The organism is Actinomadura sp. KC06 (assembly GCF_004348735.1).
Classification (GTDB): domain Bacteria; phylum Actinomycetota; class Actinomycetes; order Streptosporangiales; family Streptosporangiaceae; genus Spirillospora.
The window spans coordinates 1-20864 of record NZ_SMKT01000092.1 but is presented as its reverse complement, the minus strand read 5'-3'; the positions used below and the strand labels follow the sequence as shown (position 1 = coordinate 20864).

The window sequence follows — 20864 nt, the reverse complement described above, 5'->3', positions numbered from 1 at the left end:
CTAATTGAGAGGTTTTCCGGCCGTCAACGCCCGCCGCCGGTCGGCCGGGACGATCAGCGGCGTGTCCGTCTCCGGGTCGGGGATGACGCGGCACGGCAGGCCGAACACGCGCTCCACGAGGTCGGCGGTGACGATCTCCGCGGGCGGGCCCTCCGCGAGGATCTCCCCGCCGCGCATCGCGATCAGATGGGTGGCGTACCGGCAGGCGTGGTTGAGGTCGTGCAGCACCGCGACGAGCGTGCGGCCCTCCTCGTGCAGCCGCGCGCACAGGTCGAGGACCTCGATCTGGTGCGCGATGTCGAGGTAGGTCGTGGGCTCGTCCAGCAGCATGATGCCGGTCTCCTGGGCCAGGACGAGCGCCAGCCAGACCCGCTGCCGCTGGCCGCCGGACAGCTCGTCCACGACCCGGTCGGCGAGATCGGTGACGCCGACGGCGGCCATCGCCTCGCCGACGGCGGCCTCGTCCTCGCGGGACCACTGGCGCAGCAGGCCCTGGTGCGGGTAGCGACCGCGCGCGACGAGGTCGGCGACCGTGATGCCCTCGGGCGTCAGCGGCGACTGCGGCAGCAGGCCGAGCCGCCGCGCGAGCCGTTTCGGCGGCAGGGCGGTGATCGGGGCGTCGTCCAGGTACACCGTGCCCGCGCGAGGGCGCAGCAGCCGGGCGAGGGCGCGGAGCAGCGTGGACTTGCCGCACGCGTTCGGCCCGACGATGACGGTGAACGACTCGTCCGGGATCCGCACGCCGAGGTTCTCGGCGACGACGCGCCTCTCGTAGGCCAGGGTGAGGTCGTCCGCGCGCAACCGGGTCATGCCATCCCCTTCCGTCCGGTGGTCGACAGCAGCCAGGCCAGGTACGCGCCGCCGAGGACGCCGGTGACGACGCCCACCGGCATGGCGACCGGCAGGTGGAGCGAGATCAGGTCGGCGGTGGCCAGCAGCGCGGCGCCGGTCAGCGCGGCGGGCAGCAGCTGCGCGCCGGGCCGCCGCGTCATCCGCCGGGCGAGCTGCGGCGCCGCCAGCGCGACGAACGGGACGGGCCCGGCCGCCGCCGTGGCCGCCGCGACGAGGCCCACGCCGGCGACCGTGAGCAGCGCCCTGGTCCGCTGGACGGGCACGCCGAGCGCCTGCGCCGCGTCGTCGCCCAGCTCGCCCATGCCGAGCGGGCGGGCGAGGAGCAGCGCCGCCGGGACGAGCACGGCCAGCGCGATCCCGAGCGGGACGGCCTGGTCCCAGTCGCGCCCGTTCAGGCTGCCGGTCAGCCAGAACGCGGCCTCGTAGCCCTCGCGCAGCTCCGCGCGGGTGATGAGGTAGGAGTTCAGCGCCTGCAGCATCGCCGCCGCCGCGACGCCGATCAGCACCAGCCGGACGCCGTGCACGCCGCCGCCGCGCCGGTAGGCGACCAGGTACACGCCCATCGCGGTCAGCACCGAGCCCGCGACCGAGCTGACGGTGATCGCGACCGCGCCGCCGCCGAACACGAGGATCTGCAGCAGCGCGCCGGACGCCGACCCGGTGGTGAACCCGATCAGGTCGGGGCTGCCGAGCGGGTTGCGGGAGACGCTCTGGAAGATCGCGCCGCTGAGGCCGAGCGCGAGCCCGGCGAGGAGCCCGGTCACGGCGCGCGGCAGCCGCAGCGTCGTGACGATGAACTCGGTGGCCTGGTCGGCCTGGCCGGCGAGGGCCCGCACCACGTCCGGCGGCGAGATCGGGAACTCGCCCGAGCCCACGACCAGGACGGCCGCGCTCGCCGCGACCAGCGCCAGCGCCCCGCACACCGCCGCGGCCCGCGGCTCCCAGCGCACCGACAGCGCCCCCGCGCGCATCACTCTCACAGGTCCCGCGTCCTTCCCCGCCGGACCATCAGCGCGAACAGCGGCGCCCCGAGGAACGCGGTGACGATCCCGGTCTCCAGCTCGCCGGGCGTGATGACCCGGCCGATGATGTCCGCGCCGAGCAGCAGGACGGGCGCGAGCAGCAGCGAGTACGGCAGCACGAGCCGCTGGTCGGGCCCGACCGCCGTCCGGACGATGAACGGCACGGCCAGCCCGAGGAACACGATCGGCCCCGCCGCCGCCGTCGCCGACCCGCACAGCACCACCACGGCGAGCGCGCCGAGCGCCCGCGTCCGCCCCGGGCGGGAGCCGAGCGCCTTGCCCGCCTCGTCGCCCATGCCGAGCGCGTTCAGCGGGCGGGCGAGCAGCAGCGCCAGGACGACGCCGGCCAGCACGAACGGCAGGATGCGGACGAAGACCGACATCTCCCGCCCGCCGAGGCTGCCGACCTGCCAGAACCGGAAGCCGCCGAAGCTGCCCGGGCTGAGCAGCATCAGCCCGGCCGTGAGCGCGGTGAACACGGCCTCGACGGCCGCGCCCGCGAGCACCAGCCGCGCGGGCGACGCGCCGCCGCGCCCCCGCGCGCCGATCATGTAGACGAGCGCCGCCGCGCCCGCCGCGCCCAGGAACGCCGCCCACACGTAGACGAGCGGGTCGTCCACCTGGGTCGACCCGATGACGATGACGACCGCGAGCGCCGCGCCGCCGTTCACGCCGAGCAGCCCCGGCTCGGCGAGCGGGTTGCGGGTCAGCGCCTGCATCACGGCTCCGGCGAGCCCGAGCGCCATCCCGACGGCGATGCCGAGGACCGTGCGCGGCAGCCGCAGCTCGTGGACGATCAGATCCGGCCGCGATGTGTCGTCCGGCGAGAAGACGCCGGGCAGCACCCGTCCGAGCGGGACGTCCCCGGCCCCGATCGCGAGGCTCGCCACGACGGTCAGCAGGAGCACGGCCGTGAGCAGCGCCAGCCGGCCGAGGTGCCCTCCGCGACCGCGCCGCCCGCCCGCCTTCACCAGGGTTCGCGGCGGGCGTTTTCGCACGGGGGAAAGCACGAGATAAGGCTAGCCTAAGCTAAAACGCTTGATAAGTGGGCCCCGCGGCCGGCAGGGGCGTTGACCTCGACCGCGGTCGAGGTTGCAGTCTCGGCCGCATGGACATCGGCATCGGACTGCCCGGCCACGCACCGTGGACCGACGGCAGGGCACTGGTCGAGTGGGCGCGCAGGGCGGAGCGGCGCGGCTTCGCCACCCTCGGCGTCAGCGACCGCCTCGTATGGACGACCCCGGAACCGCTGATCACCCTGGCCGCGGCGGCCGGGGCGACCTCCCGCATCGGGCTGCTCACCAGCGTGCTGCTGGCGCCGCTGCGCGCCGACCACGCGCTGTTCGCCACGGCCGTCACCACGCTGGACCAGGTCGCCGGGGCCGGGCGGCTCCGGCTCGGCCTCGCCCCCGGGATCCGGGAGGACGACTTCGCGGCGGGCGGCGTCGACTACGGCACCCGCGGGCGCCAGTTCGACGCGTTGCTGGACCGCCTGGCCGAGGTCGTCGCCCGGGGCGGCGTGGACGGGCACGAGCCGGTCGGGCCGCCGCCCGCCACCCCGGGCGGGCCGCCGCTCCTGTTCGGGGGCCACTCCCCCGCCGCGATCCGGCGCATCGCTGCCCGCGGCGCCGGATGGATCGCCGGGGACGCGACCGTGGAGGACGTCCAGGAGTTCGCGCCCGGCCTGCGGAAGGCCTGGTCGGAAGCGGGCAGGGAGGGGTCCCCGCGGCTGGTCGCGTCGGTGATGTACGCGCTCGGGCCGCGGGCGCGGCGGTCGCTGGCCGACGCCATCGGCCCGTACTACTCCTTCGCCGGGCCCGAGTACGCCGAGTACGGCGTCTCCCAGGCGTACCACTCCGCCGACCAGATCAGGGCGGCGGTCGACGCGTTCGCGCGGATCGGCTGCGACGAGCTGATCTTCACGGGCAACGACCCCGACCCGGACCAGGTCGACCTCCTCGCCGACGCCATCGGCCTGTGAGCCGACGGAGGCAGGCGGGCCGACGGAGGCCGACGGAGGCCGCTTATTGGTTCCGGCCGGGCTCTGAAACGCCGGCGCACCGCATGACCTGTGCTGTCGCGGGTAGGCGAGATGCCTGCGGGATGACAGAAGGTGATCAGTGTGTCGCACGACGCGGAGCAGCGGCCGGGCGCCGCCGACCCGGACCGGCTGCGGATCCGCAGCGAGATCCGCGGGCAGTGCCTGCTGGTGGAGGCGGACGGCGAGCTGACGCTCGTCACGGCCGGGCGGCTGCGCGAGCGCGTCCTCGCGGACATGGGCCGGCTGGACGGGCCGGCGCGGGTCGTCCTGGACGTCGGCGGGGTCGGGTTCTGCGACTCGTTCGGGCTCAACGCCCTGATCGTGCTGTGGAAGGCCGCCCGCGCGGCGGGCGGGCGGCTCGTCCTCGCCCGCCCGGAGCGGCGGTTCCGCACGATCATCGAGCGCAGCGGCCTGGACCGCCACCTCATCGCCCATGAGACGACCGAGCAGGCGATCGCCGACCTGACCGAGACCTGAACCGCGCCGACCGTCCCGGGCGGGGCCGCCGGGGCCGACCGCTGGCCGGCCCCGGCGGGGTCGAGGCTCAGGGGCCCTCGGGGTCGACGATGTCGCGGTCCGCCCAGAACGGGTCCATCAGGGAGCGGAGCCGGTCCGCGCCGACGCGGTCCAGGACGTCCAGCGCCGCGATGTTGTCGGTGAGCTGCTGCATGCTCGTGGAGCCGAACAGCACGGTGCTGGTGGACGGGTGCGTGAGCGTGAACGCGATGCAGAGCTGGGCCGGGCTCGCGTCCAGCTCCCGGCCCAGGTCGGCCAGGCCCTTGGCGGCCTCCTGGATGCGCGGGCGGATGTCGCCGGGGTCGCGGCCGATCTGCCGGGACTCCCCCGACTTGCCCGCCAGGATGCCGCCCTCCAGGACGTCGGACGCCTGCAGCGACACGCCGTCGGCGAAGACGGCCGCGAACGGCTCGCCGTCCGGGATGGAGCGCCGGCACGGGCTGTACTTCAGCTGCGCGAGCTGCGGGCCCGGCGACCCGGCGGCCAGGGCGTGCTCGCGGATCGTCCGGATCGCGGTGGCCGACCAGTTGTTGACGCCCCAGCAGCCGAGCAGGCCCTCCCGCTCCAGCGCGGCGAGGTCCTCGGCGAGCGTCTTGAGGTCGAGGTCGTCGCTGCGGATGTCGCCGAGGACGGCCACGTCCGCGTGGTCGGCGCCGACCCGGAACAGCGCGTTGGTCAGCTGGTCGCGCATCGAGTGCTCGGGGTACCCCTCCAGCCACAGCTTTGTGGACAGCAGGTAGTCGTCCCGGGCGATCCCGGCGGCGCGGACCATCGCGGAGAACAGCACGTCGGTGAACACCGGCGGATGGACGCCGGGGATGCCGTAGACGGCGACGTCGAACAGGTTGATGCCGGAGTCGACGGCGTGCCTGAGCATCTTCACCGCGTCGCCGAAGTCCATCCGGTCGTAGGTGTGCCAGGAGCCGAGCGACAGGACGGACGCCTCCGGCCCGGCCGAGCCCAGGCGGCGGTGGGGGACATTTTGTGGAGACACGATGGGGGGCGTTTCCTTACCGGTTGGGGTTGATGACGGCCTTGACCTGCTCCAGCCGCGACATGGCCGACAGCGCGCCGGACGCCCCGGCGAGGCCGTCCGGGGCGCTGAACAGGTCGTCCCAGGGGAAGCGGTCCGCGGAGCCGCGCAGGAACTCGATGCTGCGGTACAGGTCGCCGACGTCGCCGTTCAGCGAGCCGAGCACGTTCAGCTCCTTGCCCATGATCGCGCCGAGGGAGAGCTGGTCCGGCTGGGGTCCTGTGCTGCCGACGATGACGAACCGGCCGCCGAACGCGGCCATGCCGACCGCCTCCGCGCCGACGCCGGGCGCCCCGGCGAGGTCGAGGACGAGTTCCGCACCGCGCCCCCGCGTGGCCTCCTGGACGGCGGCGACCCGGGAGTCGGCGTCGCCGTCCAGCCCGATGGTCTCGTCGGCGCCGAAGCGGCGGGCCAGGTCGAGGCGGGCGTCCGGCGCGCCGATCGTGATCACCTTGCCGGCGCCGGACAGGCTCGCCACGGCCGTCGCGACGATGCCGAGCGCGCCCGCGCCCTGCACCACGACCGCCGATCCGGGGCGCACTCCCCCGGCCCGGTCGAAGGCGTGCAGGACGGTCTTGACCGCGCATCCCGCGGACGCCGCCCACGTGTCCTTCACCTCGTCCGGCAGGACGAGCTTCAGCGCGCCGGGCGTCACGTAGTTGTGCCCGGCGAGGCCGCCCGTCGCGTACGGGAAGCGGTCGGCGCGCAGCAGGAACCCGTAGCCGCGCTCGGAGCACGCGACGGGGTTGCGCAGGACGGTGCAGCCGTAGCAGTGCCCGCACACCGACTCCGACCACCCGATGCGGTCGCCGACCTTGACGTCCCGGCCGAGCGCGTCGCGGGTGCCGGGGCCGACGGCGCAGACGGTGCCCATCGTCTCGTGGCCGAGGACGATCGGCAGCATCTCCGGGAACGACATCGCGCCGGACCACAGGTGCACGTCCGTCGCGCACAGCGTCGCGCAGTCGACCCGGACGAGCGCCGCGCCCGGCTCGCACTCGGCGGGCAGCGGGAGCTCCTCGATGCTCAGGTCCGCGCCGTGCTCGCGGAGCACGGCCGCCCTGGTGGAGGTCGGGTGGAGCATCTTTCCTCGTTTCTTTTCTCTACCGCGCTCAGCGGCTGTGCGCGGTGTCCCAGACCTCGCGGCGGCTGCGCCACCACAGGAGTACGAGGATCACCAGGAAGGGCACGACGCCCTGGTACTTCTGGATGGAGTCCACGGAGGACGACATGCCCTCCAGGCAGCCCACGATCAGGCCGCCGGCGAGCGTCAGCGGCAGGTTCTTGAACGCGCCGACCATCGCCACCGCCAGCGCGGTGCTGATCAGCCCGGCCAGGGTGCCGAAGTCGCCGCCGAGCCGCGGCGCGACCAGCACGATCACCAGCATCGTGATGGCGCCGACGCCGGACCACACGCCGACGGCGAGCACCGGCGCGGGAATGCCGACGACCTGGGCGGTGCCGGGCCGCTCCGACAGCGCCTGCAGCTTCAGCCCGATCCGGGTGCGGGTCAGCATCAGCCCGACCCCCACCGTGATGAGCACCGCGAACGCCAGCGACACCAGCACCGACTGCGGGATGACGACGCTCCCGACCGTGAAGACGGGATCGCTGAACGGGTCCGGGAACCGGCGCGCGCCGGTGGTGGTGCCGCCGAACAGCCGCAGCCCGATCGCGGTCAGCGCCACGTACACCGCCACCGTGACGGCGGCCTTCGTCCCCTCCCGGTGGCCCGCGAACCAGCGGGCGAGCGCCGCGCCGAACACGCCGGACAGCACCGCCGCGGAGACCAGGCCGATCAGCAGGGCCAGCCAGACGTTCAGGCCCTCGTCGGTGAGCGACACCATCACGAAGGCGCCCATCGCGCCGACGGCCGTCATCGCGAAGTTGACGACGGCGACGAGCCGGTAGGTCAGCACGACGCACAGGCCGAGCAGGGCGTAACCGCCGCCGCTGCTCAGCCCGGCGATCACAGAGTTCAGCATCGGATACCTCCGGTGGGCCCGGGCGCGCGGGGAGGCCCCGCGCGCCCGGCGCCCACGGCTACTTCTTGGTGGGGACGGTGAAGCCGCCGGGAAGGACCTTCCAGGCGCCGTTCTCCGCCTTGACGAACTGGCTGCCCTTGATCGGGTTGTGCTCCTTGCCGGGGCCGAAGACGTACGGGGTGCCGACCATCGGGTAGTTGATCGGCTTCATCTCCTTGAACGCCTTGGTCACCGACTCGCGGGTGATGTCGCCCTTGATGGTCTTGAGGACCTGGACGAACACGTCCGCGGACATGACCGCGCCCTGGCTGAACGCCGTCTTCTGGATGCCGTTCTTCTGGATGATCTGGGACCAGCGCTCGTTGCCGGGCAGCGTCGGGTCGGTGTACGGCTGCCACTCGGTGCCCGCGTAGGCGTTCATGTCCGGCGGGATCACCTTGGCGTTGGCGTCGGTGTAGCTGTTCGCCGCCAGGATGAAGTCGACGTTCTGCATGCCCTGCGTCTTGGCCTGCTTGAACCACGGCCCGACCTGCGAGTTGTAGGCCACGGCCTGGCAGCCGGCGTTCTTGAGCCCCACCAGGTAGCGGGTCGGGTCGCCCTGGCCGACGTTTAGGTTCTTGTGCGCGAGCGTCTTGCCGGTGAGGTTCGTCCACTCCTTGATGGCGGCCTCGATGCCGCCGCCGCTGCCGGGCAGGACGGTGTAGGCGACGCAGACCTTGTCGCGCTTCAGCGTCTCGGACGCGTAGTACAGCATCGCCGTGGTGAGCGTGTACGGGCCCGGGTTCACCGGCGCGATGTTCGGGCTGGTGAAACAGGACGGGTCGACGCCGATCGCCGGCACCGAGACGATCTTCTCCTTGGTGTAGGTGGCGCGGTTGACGCCGCAGTCCACCGCGCTGGACGAGCCGGCGAGCGCGACCACGTTCTCCGACTTGATCAGCTGCCGGGCGGCCTGGCTGGACCGCGCCGGGTCCATCGCGTCGTCCTTGCTGACCAGCTCCAGCTTCCGGCCGTTGATGCCGCCGGCCGCGTTGACCTCGTCGAAGACCGCCTTGACGGCCTTCGGGACCTCGGGCGTCTGGAACAGCCCGGTGATGCCGTTGATCGCGCCGACCTTGATCGGCCCGTCGGTGCCGCCGGAGTCCGAGCAGCCGGCGCCGGCGATGGAGATGACAAGTGCGGCCGCGGCCGCCCCCGTGGCTGTGCGCGTGTATGTGCGTTTCATCGTGTGGGCCCTTGTTTTCGCGGGGAAGGTGGGTGGTGGTTCGACGGAACGGCTCAGGACGCCGGGACGTCCGCGGCCCCGAGATAGGCGGCCCTGACGGCGGGGTCCTCCAGTACCTCGCCGGTCGGGCCTGAGGCGATCACATTCCCGAAGTCCAGGACGGTGACCTCCTCGCACACCGCCTGGACCAGCTCCATGTCGTGCTCGACCAGCAGGATCGACACCCCGAACGCCTCCGGGACGGCGGCGAGCCGGGCGCCGAGCGTCAGCGACTCGGCCGCGGACTGCCCGGCGGCGGGCTCGTCCAGCAGCGCGACCTTGGGACGCGCCGCGATCGCCGCCGCGACGTCGAGGAGCCTGCGGCTGCCGGCGTCCACGATGGACACCGGGACCTGCCCGGGCGGGCAGCCGAAGAACTCCAGCAGCTCGTCCGCCTCGGCGCGGGTCAGCCGCCGGCCCGCGCCGATCGTCAGGTACTCGTACTGGGTGAGCTCGGGCGCGATCGCGGTGGTCTGGAAGGTGCGGCGCAGCCCGAGCGTCGCGCGCTTGTTCGGGGAGAGCCGGTCCAGGGGCCGTCCGGCCAGGTCCACCGCGCCCTGGTAGCCGACGAACCCGCTGACCGCCGCGATGAACGTGGACTTGCCGGCGCCGTTCGGGCCGATGAGCCCGACGACGCCGCCTTCCGGGACGGTCAGGTCGACGGCGTCGAGCGCGACGACCTCCCCGAACTTGACGGTCATCCCCTTGACGGTGAGGAGCGGCGTCCGGTCGCCCGCGGGGCGCGGCGCGGCGGGCACGGCCGGGGTCTCGGCCTTCCCGTCGGCGGCCCGGTCCCCGGCGGGCTCCTCCTCGGCGGCCTTCAGCAGCTTGCGGGCGCCGGCCTCCCGCTTGCGCATCCGGGTGAGGTCGGTCTGGCTCAGCCCGCTGCGCAGCGCGAGCAGCGCGCCGACGCCGAAGAGCACGCCGCCGAAGTCCTGCGGCAGCGAGATCTTCTCCATGATCGTGCCCATGATCGCGCCGAAGACCCCGCCGATCACGGCCCCCTCCGGATGGTGCGGGCCGATCATGACGGCGACCGCGAACAGCGCCAGGGACTGGCCCATCGCGAAGTTCTGCGGCACCACCAGGCTGAGCTGGCCGGCCAGCAGCCCGCCGCCGATCCCGGCGACGAACGCGCTGATCGCGAAGGCGGCGAGCTTGCTGCGCGCCACCGAGATGCCGTGCGCGGCGGCGGACCGCTCGGAGTGCCGCAGCTCGTACCAGGACAGCCCGAGCCGGGTCTTGCCGATGATCCCGAGCGCGACGGCCAGGACGGTGAACACGATCATGCAGAAGACGAAGTAGCCGCCGTCGGTGTCGAACGGGGCGGGCCGGTCCAGCGTCGTCAGGTCCTTGGCGCCCGGGAACTCGTTGACGTTCAGGACGATGTCGGTGGACACCGCGAACCCGAACGTGACCACGGCGAGGTTGACGCCGCGGATGCGCAGCGCGGGCAGCCCGATCGCGACGCCGACGGGCACCGCGGCGAGGCCGCCGAGGATCAGCCACAGGTAGAAGCCGCCGGGCGCCTCCGCCACGTTGAGCCGCAGCACGACCCACGCGCCGATCGCCGCGAACGACATCTGGCACAGCGATATGACGCCGGCCCGGCCGACGATCACGCCGAAGCTCTGCATGATCACCGCGCTGATCGCCGCGCTGATCGCGAGGTAGATCCAGTACGGCGGCAGCACCACCGGCAGCACCGCGCACGCGAGGACCGCGGCGCCGAGGCCGGCGCCGAGGCTCCGCTTGTCCAGCACGTTCATTCGGGCTCGCTCTCAGTTGTGCCAGAGTCCTTCTCGGTGGCGGCGCTCAGCGGCGGGCCGCCGAAGTAGAGGCGGTGGAGGCGGTCCTCGTCGCCGCGCAGCTCCTCGCACGGGCCGGAGAAGACCACGCCGCCCTTGCGCAGGACGTGGACGTGGGCGCCGATGTCGAGGGCCAGGTTCGCGAACTGCTCGATCAGCACGACCGCGATACCCATCCCGGCCAGCTCGCCGACCGTGCCCATGAGCCGGCGCACCACCATCGGCGCGAGGCCCAGCGACATCTCGTCGATCAGGACGACCTTCGGCGCGGAGACCAGCGCCCGGCCGAGCACGAGCATCTGCTGCTCGCCGCCCGACAGGTGCCCGGCCTGCAGGTTGCGCCGCTTGTCCAGCTCGGGGAAGAGCTTGTAGACGGTCCCGAGGTCGCCGTCGCCCGACTGGGAGACGATGAGGTTCTGCTCGACGGTGAGCGTCCGGAACGTGGTGCGCGCCTGCTCGACGTAGCCGAGGCCGGCGCGGGCCCGCTTGTAGGGCGGGAGCTTCTCGATGGGCGTCCCGTCCAGCTTGATCGTGCCGGCCTTGACGGGGGCGAGGCCGGCGATGCCGTCCATGAGCGTCGTCTTCCCGGCCCCGTTCGCGCCGAGCACGACGGTGACCGCGCCCGGGGCCGCGTCGAGGGTGACGTCGTGGACGACCGGGACCTCGGCCCGGTTCACCTTCACGCCGTCCAGGGCGAGCGCCGGAGCGGTCATCGGTCGCCTTCCGCGCCGAACGCGGCGCGGAGCGCGGCGGCGGCCTTGGCCTGGGCGTCCTTGGCGGCCGACAGCTCGGTGGCGAGCGGGCCGAAGAACGCGTGGATGATGCCGTCGTAGCGGACGAGCTCGGTCTCGACGCCCGCGTCCTTCAGCCGGGCGGCGTACTCCTCGCCCTCGTCGCGGAGCACGTCGCACTCCGCCTCCAGGACCAGCGCGGGCGCCACGCCCTTCAGGTTGTCGGAGCGCAGCGGCAGCAGATACGGGTCGTCGAGGTCGGCGGGGCCGGTCGGGTAGGTGGTGAAGAACCAGTCCATGCTCGACTTGGAGAGGAAGTACCCTTCGGCGAACTCGGCGTAGGAGGGACGTCCGTCGTCCGGGTGGCCTAGGACGGGAGACACGAGCACTTGGAGCGCCAGTTCCGGGCCGCCGAGGTCGCGGGCCTTGAGGGCGGCGACGGCGGCGAGGTTGCCGCCCGCGCTCTCCCCGCCGACCGCGATGCGGGACGGGTCGGCGCCGATCTCCCGGCCGTGCTCGGCGACCCAGGCGACGGCGGCGTAGGCGTCCTCGGCCGCCGCCGGGAAGGGGTTCTCGGGGGCGAGCCGGTAGTCGACGGAGAGGACGATCACGTCCGCGGCGGCGCAGACGGCGCGGCAGGAGTACTCGTTCTCGTCGAGGCCGCCGATCGTCCAGCCGCCGCCGTGGTACCAGACGAAGGTGGGGAAGGGGCCTGGGCCCTTGGGGGTGTACACGCGGACGGGCAGCTCGCCCGCCGGGCCGGGGATCGTGGTGTCGGCGACGGAGCCGACCTCGGGGAGGTCGTCCGGCATGACCCACATCTGGCTGAATCCCTCGCGCATCGCGACGACGTCGAGTGGTCCTGATGCGTTCGGGTCCTCGGCAGGAGTGCGCTCGATGATCCGCCGCGCCTCGGGATCCAGGGGCATCGTTTACCTCCGAAGGCCCGGTGTGTCCCAGCCCGTCGGGCTGGACACTCCAAAATCGTATCTGATTCCGTGTACGTTAATTGCATCCCATCGACGGTGTCCAGAGTTGGAGCAGGATATGCCGGATGTTTCCTTCGCCGACCTCGTCCTGACCGGTGGCAGGGTCCACACGGTCGACGCCCGCGACCGCGTCGCCGAGGCGGTCGCCGTCCGCGGCGGCCGTATCGCGCGCGTGGGCGCGGCCGAAGAGATCGCCCCTTTGACCGGGCCCGGCACGCGGGTCGTCCGGCTGGAGGGACGCTCAGTCCTGCCCGGCATCAACGACTCCCATCTGCACGGTATGTGGCTCGGCGCGATGTGGCCGAACCTGCTCATGGACCAGTTGGCCGGTTCCGGCGGCGGCCACTCGCACGAGCCCCCCGCGGGCCCGCCGGCCCCGTCCCGGCTGGAGACCGCCGACGACCGCCGCCGGGCCCTCCTGCGCACCGCCGACCTGCTCGCCTCCTTCGGGATCACCAGCTACACCGAGCCCGGCCTCGGGCCCGGCGAGGACGGCGGCGCCACCGGCTGCTTCGGCTCCGCCGCCCTGCACGACTACGCCGAGCTGGCCGCGCAGGGCAGGCTCAAGGCCCGGGTGACCGCCCTGCTGCTGTTCGGGGAGCTGGACGGCCGCAGCTCCGCGCAGGAGTTCTTTGACGGCCTGCGCGACTTCAAACCGCCCGCTGACGTGCAAGGACGCTTCAAGGTCGCGGGCGTGAAGATCTTCGCCGACGGCATCCCGCCGATGCGCACCGCCTGGACGGACCGTCCTTATACCGACGGCTCCCACGGCGCGCTGCTGGTCGAGGGCCGCTCGGACGACAGGCGGGAGGAGGCGCTGCGCGCGATGATCGACGCGGCGCACGACGCCGGGCACCAGATCGGCGTGCACGCGACCGGCGACGCCACCACCCGGGTCGTGGCGGACGCGCTGGCGGCGGCGCTGCGGCGGAGCGAGCGCGACGCCCGGCACTACGTCATCCACGGCGACCTGCTCGCGCCGCGGACGCTGACCGTCATGTCGGCCGCCGGGATCGGGCTGAACACCCAGGCCGGGATACCGGTCGCGACCGAGCCCATGCTCGCCGACGCCCTCGGGGAGGACGCCCTCCGGGACGCGTGGCCGACCCGCGACGCGCTGGACGCCGGCGTCCGGCTGTGCCTCAGCTCCGACTCCCCCGTGCTGACCCCGGACTGGCGCGCCGGCGTCGCGGCGGCGGTGACCCGCAGGGGCCTGGACGGCTCCGTCCGCGGGGAGGCGCAGCGGCTCGCGCTCGCCGAGGCGCTGCGCGCCTACACGATCACGCCCGCGTGGCAGGACGGCGAGGAGCGGACGAAGGGCTCGATCGAGCCCGGAAAGGTCGCCGACCTGTGCGTCCTCGACGGCGACCTGTTCGGCACGGAGCCGGAGTCGCTGCCGTCGGTGCCGGTGCGGATGACCGTCCTGGACGGCGAGGTCGTCTACGAACTCTGAACCCGCCGGGCGGGCCGTACCTACTGGACGGGCCGGGTCGGCGGCCCGCCTGATCAGCGGTTCGTCAGCTGCACGGGACGGCGTCGTCGCGGAGGGACGCGGAAGGAGCGTCGGTTCCCCAGGAGGCCGCGGGGTCCACCACGCCCTCGTCCAGCCACAGCCCGGCCGCGGCGTCGCGCAGCTCATCGCCGTGCCGGGCGCAGAGGCCGAGTGCGGCCAGGTTGTCCTCCAGCTGATCGGACCTGCTGACGCCGACCAGGACGTTCGCGACCGCCGGATGGGCCAGGCAGAACGCGATCGCGAGCTGCCCGGGGGTGGCGCCGAAGCCGTCCGCGATGCGGCGGATCTCGGGGAGGGCGGCGCGGATCCGGTCACGGATGCCGCCGGGGTCGGCGCCGATCTTGCGCTGCGGGTCGGCCTTCCCGGCGAGGATGCCGCCCTCCAGCACGTCCGACGCCTGCAGCGCGAGGCCCTCCTCGGCGAACAGCCTGGCGTACAGCGCGCCCTCCGGCACCGACCGGCGGGCCAGGTTGTACTTGAGCTGCGCGAACGACGGCGGCACCAGGCCCTCGGCGGCGGCGAACCGGCAGGCGAACAGCACGTCGCAGGCCGACCAGTTGTTGACGCCCCAGGACGCGAACCTCCCGGCCCGGACGAGCTCCGCCACGTCCGTCACGACGGCGTGCAGGTCGGGGCGCTCCATGAAGTCGCCGACCACGACCGAGTCCGCGCGATCGGTGCCGACGCGGCCGAGCGACACCTCGATCTGCTCGGCGAAGGAGGACGCAGGGTATTCCCACAGCCAGAGCTTCCCGCACAGAAGGTAGTCTTCGCGGGCGATTCCGGCATCCCGGATGGCCTGCCCGAAGAGGATGTCCGTGACGGCGTTCTCGGAGTGCGGGCCGAAGTTGTAGTGCGCGACGTCGAACATGTTCACGCCGCGGTCGACCGCGAGCCGGACGAGCTCCGCCGCGTCCTCGGGGTCCATGCGGTCCCAGGTGTTCCAGGAGCCGAGGGCCAGGAGCGGGACCTCCGGGCCGTGCACGCCGAGCCGCCGCCTGGGCACCCGTTCTGCGAACTCCATCGTGACTGCCTCCGGTGAGAGGGGTGGTCGGCCCCGGGCGGACCCCTGGCCGTCTCTGCGTTAGATCGTATAGCATCCTGCATATTCTCACCGCGAAGGAGACAGTTTGATGTCGCATCCCTCCCCGGGCGCCGACCCCTCGTCCATTCTCGGCGTCGCCACCGGCTACATGGCCGCCAAGCAGCTGTTCGCGGCGAGTGAGGCCGGCGTGTTCGCCGCGCTGGCGGACGGCCCCGCGACGGCGGCCGAGCTGGCCGGCCGGGCCGGGCTGCCGGAACGCACCGCCCGCATCCTCGCCGACACCATGTCCGGTTTCGGCCTGCTGACGCGCGAGGACGGCCGCTATGCCAACTCCCCGGCCACCGCGGCGTACCTCGCGGGCGGCGAGGACGGCGTCGACCTGCGCCCGTTCCTGGCCTTCCTGGACGCGATCAGCTACCCGCACTGGCTCGACTTCGCCGCCACCACGGCCAGCGCGGAGCCGCAGCCGCTCGACCTCTCCGGCGACCGGATGCAGACGTTCATGACCGGCGTGATGACCTACAACGCGCTGCACGCGAAGATGCTGGCGGAGAACTTCGACTTCACCCCCTATTCGCGGATCCTGGACTTCGGCGGGCTGTCCGGCGCGTTCCTCGTCGAGGCGCTGCGCGCGGCCGAGAAGGCGCACGGCACCTTCGTCGCGCCCGGCGACTTCATCGAGTTCACCCGCAAGGCCCTGGACGACGCCGGCCTCGCCGACCGCAGCGAGGTCGTCCAGTCCGACCCGCTGACCGGCGAGATCCCGGACGGTTTCGACTGCGTCCTGCTGGAGCACGTCGTGCACCGCTTCGACGCCGAGCAGAACAGGACGCTGATCGGGAAGGCCCGGCGCGCCGCCGCCCCCGGCGCCACCCTCGTCCTGCTCGACTTCTTCCTCGACGACGACCCGGAGCAGCGCGCCATCGACGCCCTGCACGCCGGCGAGTACCTGGTCATCGACGGCACCGTCGTCTACCCCGAGGACGAGGTCCGCGGCTGGCTCACCGCCGCCGGCTGGGAGCCGGTCGAGACCCGCTCGCTGCCCGGCAGCCCGCGCATCATCATCGCGGAGGCGAAGTGAGCGCGGGACGCGTCGTCCTGGTCACCGGCGGCGCGAGCGGCATCGGCCGCGCGGTGGCCGCCGCGTTCGCCGCCGCCGGCGACCGGGTCGTGATCGCCGACCGCGACGCCGAGGCCGCCGCCGAGGCCGCCAAGGAGCTGGACGGCCACGCCGTCACCATGGACATCACCGACGCGGCCGCGGTCGCCGCCGGGGTCGCGCACGTGGCCGGGACCGTCGGCCCGGTCGAGATCCTGGTCAACAACGCGGGGCTCGTCGCGGGCGGCGGGCCGCTGGCGTCCCTGCCCCTGGAGATCTTCGACACCGTCGTCGCGGTCAACCTGCGCGGCACGTTCACCGTCACCCAGGCGGTGGCGAACCAGATGATCGAGCACGGCACCAAGGGGCGCATCGTCAACATCAGCTCGATCGGCGCGCGCCAGCCGACCCCCGGCCTCGGCCACTACGAGGCCACCAAGGCGGCCGTGGACGCCCTCACCCGGACCGCCGCGCTGGAGCTGGCCGGGCACGGCATCCGCGTCAACGGCGTCGCGCCTGGACCGGTCCACACGCCGATGACGGCCGGGCTCATGGAGAACGCCGAGGCCCGCGCGGCCTGGGAGTCCCGCATCCCGCTGAGCAAGATCGCCACAACGGACGACGTCGCCCCCCTGGTCCTGTTCCTCGCGTCCGACCAGGCGGGCCACATCACCGGCGCGGTGATCCAGGTCGACGGAGGCCAGCTCCTCACCTGACCGGCATTGAACTCGAACGCGCCGTTCCCCACCAGTCGCCCGGCGGGAACGGCGCGTTCGCCGTTCCTGCCACCCCGGCCCCGGCAGGTCGAACCTCGACCGTGACGGGGGTTCCAGGGGGTCGCCCCCATGGGAGTTACTTATGGGGGACGGCGCTGTGGAGGGCGTCGGCGGTGGCGTTCTTGTGGGCGCAGGCCACGCGCTCGATCTCGGCGGATTCGGCGCCCTTGGCGATGAGCTCCAGGATGCGCTCGTGCTCGACCACCGAGCGGCGGGCGCGGCCGGGGACGTAGGTGAAGGTGGAGCGGCGCATGTGGTCCAGGCGCGTCCACTCGGCCTCCAGCAGGGCCTTCAGGTGCGCGTCGGGGCAGTGCTCGTAGATGGAGAAGTGGAACTCCCGGTTGAGCGCGGTGAACGCGGTGGGATCGAACTCCTCCAGCGCCTCGACCATGCGGTCGTTGATCTTGCGGGAGCGGCCGATCTCCCCGGCCTTCATGAACGGCGCGGAGATCGCGGTGGCGTAGCCCTCCAGGCGGGCCAGGATCTGCAGCGTGTGCTCCACCTGCTCGGCGTCGAAGACCGCGACGCGGGCGCCGACGTTGCGCACCACCTCGACGAGCCCGTCGGACTGCAGGCGGCGCAGCGCCTCGCGCAGCGGAATGGTGCTGACCCCGGTCTCCTGGGCGAGCTGGTTGATGACCAGCCGGTAGCCGGGCACGTAGGTGCCCTCCAGGATGCGCGACCGCAGCAGCTCGTAGCAGAACTCGGCCTTGCTCTCCTTGGTCTGGTCCTGCTTCTTCGCGGCAGTCACCCGGTTCTCCTCATCTTCGGCCCGCACCCCCGGTCTTGTTCGCCGGCCCGGTCACCGCGACAGCGCGTCCAGCAGGGCGGCGCGGAAGGCCGCACCTCCCAGCACCTCGTGGTGGGCGCCCGGCACGGTGACCAGTCGCGCCTCGCCGAGTTCTTCGGCGAGGCCTCCGATTCCTCGTGTCAGCTCATCATTCTCTCCGACGACGAACACGGGAAGGACTTTCGCATTCCAGGCGCCTCCCGCGAAGGGGGCCGCGCGCAGTCCTTCGACGCACAGCGCGAGCCCGGCGGCGCGGTCGCCCTGGGACGTGATCATGCCGGCGATCATCCCGGTGAACGGGTCGCCGGGCTCGGTCCCCTCGCGGACGGCGCGGTGCAGCGCGTCGACGTCCACGGCGGTGAACGGCTCCGCGGGGCTGAGTCCGCCCAGCACGGTGCGTTCCACGCGGCCGGGCGCAGCGGCGGGCAGCTCCCATGCGATCCTGGCTCCGAGCGAGTAACCGGCCGCGTCGAACGTGGAGAACCCGGCGCGGTCCATGACGGCGACGAGGTCGGCGGCGATGGCCGGAGCGGTGACCTCCGCGGAGGCGGCGGGCGACGGGCTCTCCCCGTGTCCTGGCAGGTCGGGGACGACGACGGTCCGCCCGGCGGCGGTGAGGGCGTCGGCGATGCCGGTGTCGACCCAGTCGGCCTTCCCGTCCGAGCAGAAGCCGTGCACGAGGAGCACGGGGGGCGCGTCCGCCGGGTCTGCGGACGTGAACGTGCGAACGGCGAGGTCGGCCATCCGTCAAGCACCTCCTAGAGGATTTCGCATACGATTTGCGATCATACTGCACGGGAACTTCGCATCCGGCTCCCGCCCGTCCCACATGTTGGAACGGTTGAAGCGAGACCTATTGCACCCTCGTCATCGTGCATGACTTCATATACGATTTGCTCAGACCTGGTGCCAGGTCCGTTCCCGTCCCGTCACAGGAGAGCTCGCAGTGCCGCACCCGCTGGGCGACCTGCCCTCGAAGATCATCGCCGTCCACCTCAACTTCCCGTCCCGCGCCGGGGAGCGCGGGCGGATCCCCGCCGAGCCCTCGTACTTCCTCAAGCCGCCGTCCTCCCTCGCCGGGACCGGCGATCCCCTCGCCCGCCCGGACGGCTGCGAGCTCATGACGTTCGAGGGCGAGATCGCCCTGGTCATCGGGCGGCGCGCGCACCGGGTCGCGCCCGCGGACGCGTGGGACCACGTCGGCTGGGTGACGGCCGCCAACGACGCGGGCGTGCACGACATGAAGTGGGCCGACCGCGGCTCCAACCTGCGCTCCAAGGGCGCGGACGGGTTCACCCCGATCGGGCCGCGGCTCCTCGACGCCCGCGGCCTCGACCCCGCCGGGCTGCGGATCCGCACCTGGGTGAACGGCGAGATCGTCCAGGACGACACCAGCGACACGCTCCTGTTCCCGTTCGCGGCGCTGGTCGCCGACCTGTCCCGGCTGGTCACCCTCGAAGCGGGCGACGTCATCCTCACCGGCACCCCGGCCGGCGCGTCGGTGGCCCGTCCCGGCGACACCGTCGAGGTCGAGGTGACCGCCGGCGCCGAGTCGACCGGACGGCTGTCCAACACGGTCGTGGCGGCCGGGCCGCTCGACGACTGGGGCGCGATGCCCCGCGCGGACGACGCCGCGCGCGCCGACGCCTGGGGCGCGGCCTACGTGGCGAAGCCCACGCTGGACGAGGCCGTCGCGGAGGCGCTGCGCGGCCTGTCGACCGCGACGCTCAGCTCCCAGATGCGCAAGCGCGGGCTCCAGCACATGTCGATCGACGGCGTCCACCCGGCGGGCGGGGACGACGTCAAGATGGTCGGCACCGCGCACACGCTCCGCTACCTGCCGCTCCGCGAGGACCTGTTCGAGCGCCACGGCGGCGGCATGAACGCGCAGAAGCGCGCCATCGAGGAGCTGCGCCCCGGCCAGGTGCTGGTGATGGACGCGCGCCGCGACTCCTCGTCCGGGACGATCGGCGACATCCTCGCCTTGCGTGCCCAGCAGCGCGGCGCCGCCGGGGTCGTCACCGACGGCGGGCTCCGCGACAGCGCGACCGTCGCCGGCATGGACCTGCCCGTCTTCCACGCGGGCGCGCACCCGGCCGTGCTCGGCCGCCGCCACGTCCCCTGGGACACCGGGCTGCCGATCGCCTGCGGGGGCGCGCTCGTCCAGCCCGGCGACGTCCTGGTCGGCGACGCGGACGGCGTCGTCGTCATCCCCCCGGGCATCGTCGAGGGCCTCGCCGCGGACGCCGCCGAGCAGGAGGCGCAGGAGCGCTTCATCACCGAGCGCGTCGCCGCCGGCGAGCCCGTCGACGGCCTGTACCCGCTCGGGCCGCGCTGGCGCGCGGCCTACGAGACCTGGCGCCGCGACCACAGCTGAGACCACAGCTCAGACCATCGAGGAGCACCGTTGAAGTTCCGCACCGACCCGGCCACGATCCGCGGGTCCATCGCGCCCGTCGTCACGCCGTTCACCGCCGAGGGCGCCGTCGACCACGACGCGCTGCGCGGCCTGATCCGCTGGCAGCTGGAGTCCGGCTCGCACGGAATCTCCCTGGGCGGCTCGACCGGCGAGCCGAGCGCGCAGACGGCGGCCGAGCGCATCGCCGCCATCCGGACGGCCGCGGACGAGGTCGCCGACCGCGTCCCGTTCCTGCCCGGCACCGGCTCGGCGAAGCTGGACGAGACGCTGGAGATCACCGCCGCCGCCCGCGAGGCCGGAGCCGACGCCGCCCTGATCATCACCCCGTACTACGCGCGGCCCACCCAGAACGCCCTGTACGACTGGTACGCGGCCGTCGCGCGCGAGTTCCCGGACCTGCCGCTCGTGATCTACAACGTGCCGTCGCGGACGGCCGTGGACATCGCGCCGGAGACCGTCCGGCGGCTGTTCGCCGACTTCGACAACGTCGTCGGGATCAAGGAGACGACCAAGGACTTCGAGCACTTCTCGCGCGTCCTGCACGCCTGCGGGCCCGAGCTGCTCGTCTGGTCGGGGATCGAGCTGCTGTGCCTGCCGCTGCTCGCCCTCGGCGGCGCCGGGTTCATCAGCGCCGTGACCAACCTCGCGCCCGCCGCCGTCGCGCGGATGTACGAGCTGTGGACGGCCGGCGACCACGCCGCCGCCCGCGACCTGCACTACCGCCTGCACCCCCTGGTGGACCTGCTGTTCGTCGAGACCAACCCGGCGCCCGCCAAGTGGGTGCTGGAGCGGCAGGGCCGGATCCCGTCCGGGCACGTCCGGCCGCCGCTCGCGGCGCCGTCCGGCGACGCCCGGGCGCGCATCCGCGCGCTGCTCGACCAGGGCGGCGACCTCACCGCGGGGATCTGACACCGGTCCCCGCGCCAGCGCCGTCCCACAACGAACCGGAAGAGAGCACGATGCCCCTCCCCCTGTCTCTTA

20 protein-coding genes are annotated in these 20864 nt (G+C 73.2%); 7 read left to right on the top strand and 13 right to left on the bottom strand.

The window, feature by feature from the left end; translation table 11 throughout:
- Genes E1287_RS26600 through E1287_RS26590 form a run of 3 tightly spaced genes read right to left on the bottom strand, consistent with a single transcriptional unit; the run spans position 1 to position 2884 of the window.
- Positions 1 to 810 carry an ABC transporter ATP-binding protein gene (locus tag E1287_RS26600; RefSeq protein WP_131967801.1) on the bottom strand — a complete coding sequence of 270 codons (810 nt, stop codon included), beginning with the start codon at positions 808 to 810 and terminating at the stop codon, positions 1 to 3.
- Positions 807 to 1823 carry an iron chelate uptake ABC transporter family permease subunit gene (locus E1287_RS26595; RefSeq protein WP_131967814.1) on the bottom strand — a complete coding sequence of 339 codons (1017 nt, stop codon included), beginning with the start codon at positions 1821 to 1823 and terminating at the stop codon, positions 807 to 809. Before E1287_RS26595 ends, E1287_RS26600 begins: the two co-directional genes overlap by 4 nt.
- 5 nt (positions 1824 to 1828) lie before the next feature.
- Positions 1829 to 2884: an iron chelate uptake ABC transporter family permease subunit gene (locus E1287_RS26590; RefSeq protein WP_131967800.1), complete on the bottom strand. Its 1056-nt coding sequence runs from the start codon at positions 2882 to 2884 to the stop codon at positions 1829 to 1831.
- Between the two features lie 98 nt (positions 2885 to 2982).
- Here E1287_RS26590 and E1287_RS26585 point away from each other — a divergent pair, with 98 nt between their 5' ends.
- Positions 2983 to 3855: an LLM class flavin-dependent oxidoreductase gene (locus E1287_RS26585; RefSeq protein ID WP_131967799.1), complete on the top strand. Its 873-nt coding sequence runs from the start codon at positions 2983 to 2985 to the stop codon at positions 3853 to 3855.
- A gap of 141 nt (positions 3856 to 3996) precedes the next feature.
- Positions 3997 to 4392, top strand: coding sequence for an STAS domain-containing protein (locus tag E1287_RS26580; RefSeq protein ID WP_165969189.1), 396 nt, complete (start codon positions 3997 to 3999; stop codon positions 4390 to 4392).
- A 67-nt stretch (positions 4393 to 4459) separates the two neighbouring features.
- Here E1287_RS26580 and E1287_RS26575 read toward each other — a convergent pair whose 3' ends face one another.
- The 7 genes from E1287_RS26575 to E1287_RS26545 are packed head-to-tail and all read right to left on the bottom strand — an operon-like array spanning position 4460 to position 12181.
- Entirely contained in the window at positions 4460 to 5425 is a 966-nt protein-coding gene (locus E1287_RS26575; RefSeq protein WP_243719451.1) for an aldo/keto reductase, read from the bottom strand.
- Positions 5426 to 5441: 16 nt separating this feature from the next.
- Positions 5442 to 6548, bottom strand: coding sequence for a zinc-binding dehydrogenase (locus tag E1287_RS26570; RefSeq protein WP_131967796.1), 1107 nt, complete (start codon positions 6546 to 6548; stop codon positions 5442 to 5444).
- 28 nt (positions 6549 to 6576) lie between these two features.
- A complete protein-coding gene (locus tag E1287_RS26565) occupies positions 6577 to 7449 on the bottom strand; it encodes a branched-chain amino acid ABC transporter permease (RefSeq protein WP_131967795.1) in 873 nt (290 codons plus the stop codon).
- A gap of 58 nt (positions 7450 to 7507) precedes the next feature.
- Positions 7508 to 8674, bottom strand: a complete 1167-nt coding sequence (locus E1287_RS26560) for an ABC transporter substrate-binding protein (RefSeq protein WP_131967794.1) — start codon at positions 8672 to 8674, stop codon at positions 7508 to 7510.
- Between the two features lie 53 nt (positions 8675 to 8727).
- Positions 8728 to 10482, bottom strand: coding sequence for an ATP-binding cassette domain-containing protein (locus E1287_RS26555; RefSeq protein WP_131967793.1), 1755 nt, complete (start codon positions 10480 to 10482; stop codon positions 8728 to 8730).
- On the bottom strand, positions 10479 to 11234 hold the full coding sequence (locus E1287_RS26550) for an ABC transporter ATP-binding protein (protein WP_131967792.1): 756 nt from the start codon (positions 11232 to 11234) through the stop codon (positions 10479 to 10481). Before E1287_RS26550 ends, E1287_RS26555 begins: the two co-directional genes overlap by 4 nt.
- A complete protein-coding gene (locus E1287_RS26545; protein WP_131967791.1) occupies positions 11231 to 12181 on the bottom strand; it encodes an alpha/beta hydrolase in 951 nt (316 codons plus the stop codon). Before E1287_RS26545 ends, E1287_RS26550 begins: the two co-directional genes overlap by 4 nt.
- A gap of 118 nt (positions 12182 to 12299) precedes the next feature.
- Here E1287_RS26545 and E1287_RS26540 point away from each other — a divergent pair, with 118 nt between their 5' ends.
- Positions 12300 to 13694 (top strand): amidohydrolase family protein, encoded by a 1395-nt coding sequence (locus E1287_RS26540; protein ID WP_131967790.1) that lies wholly within the window; start codon positions 12300 to 12302, stop codon positions 13692 to 13694.
- 64 nt (positions 13695 to 13758) lie between these two features.
- On the opposite strand, the gene E1287_RS26535 is transcribed toward E1287_RS26540, so the two are convergent.
- Entirely contained in the window at positions 13759 to 14778 is a 1020-nt protein-coding gene (locus E1287_RS26535) for an aldo/keto reductase (RefSeq protein WP_131967789.1), read from the bottom strand.
- Positions 14779 to 14887: 109 nt separating this feature from the next.
- Here E1287_RS26535 and E1287_RS26530 point away from each other — a divergent pair, with 109 nt between their 5' ends.
- Entirely contained in the window at positions 14888 to 15880 is a 993-nt protein-coding gene (locus tag E1287_RS26530) for a methyltransferase dimerization domain-containing protein (protein WP_131967788.1), read from the top strand.
- Positions 15877 to 16614 carry an SDR family NAD(P)-dependent oxidoreductase gene (locus E1287_RS26525; protein WP_207934475.1) on the top strand — a complete coding sequence of 246 codons (738 nt, stop codon included), beginning with the start codon at positions 15877 to 15879 and terminating at the stop codon, positions 16612 to 16614. The genes E1287_RS26530 and E1287_RS26525 overlap by 4 nt, the downstream gene beginning before the upstream one ends.
- Positions 16615 to 16750: 136 nt before the next feature.
- Here the strand turns inward: E1287_RS26525 and E1287_RS26520 are convergent, their stop codons facing one another.
- Both E1287_RS26520 and E1287_RS26515 read right to left on the bottom strand, forming a co-directional pair.
- Positions 16751 to 17425, bottom strand: a complete 675-nt coding sequence (locus tag E1287_RS26520) for a GntR family transcriptional regulator (RefSeq protein WP_131967787.1) — start codon at positions 17423 to 17425, stop codon at positions 16751 to 16753.
- Between the two features lie 51 nt (positions 17426 to 17476).
- The gene (locus tag E1287_RS26515) at positions 17477 to 18208 is read right to left on the bottom strand and encodes an alpha/beta fold hydrolase (protein ID WP_131967786.1); all 732 of its coding nucleotides are present in this window, start codon (positions 18206 to 18208) and stop codon (positions 17477 to 17479) included.
- Between the two features lie 202 nt (positions 18209 to 18410).
- On the opposite strand from E1287_RS26515, the gene E1287_RS26510 reads away from it, so the two are divergent.
- Positions 18411 to 19841: a fumarylacetoacetate hydrolase family protein gene (locus E1287_RS26510; RefSeq protein WP_207934474.1), complete on the top strand. Its 1431-nt coding sequence runs from the start codon at positions 18411 to 18413 to the stop codon at positions 19839 to 19841.
- 30 nt (positions 19842 to 19871) lie between these two features.
- Positions 19872 to 20792 carry a 4-hydroxy-tetrahydrodipicolinate synthase gene (dapA, locus tag E1287_RS26505; protein ID WP_131967785.1) on the top strand — a complete coding sequence of 307 codons (921 nt, stop codon included), beginning with the start codon at positions 19872 to 19874 and terminating at the stop codon, positions 20790 to 20792.
- Positions 20793 to 20864: the final 72 nt, after the last annotated feature.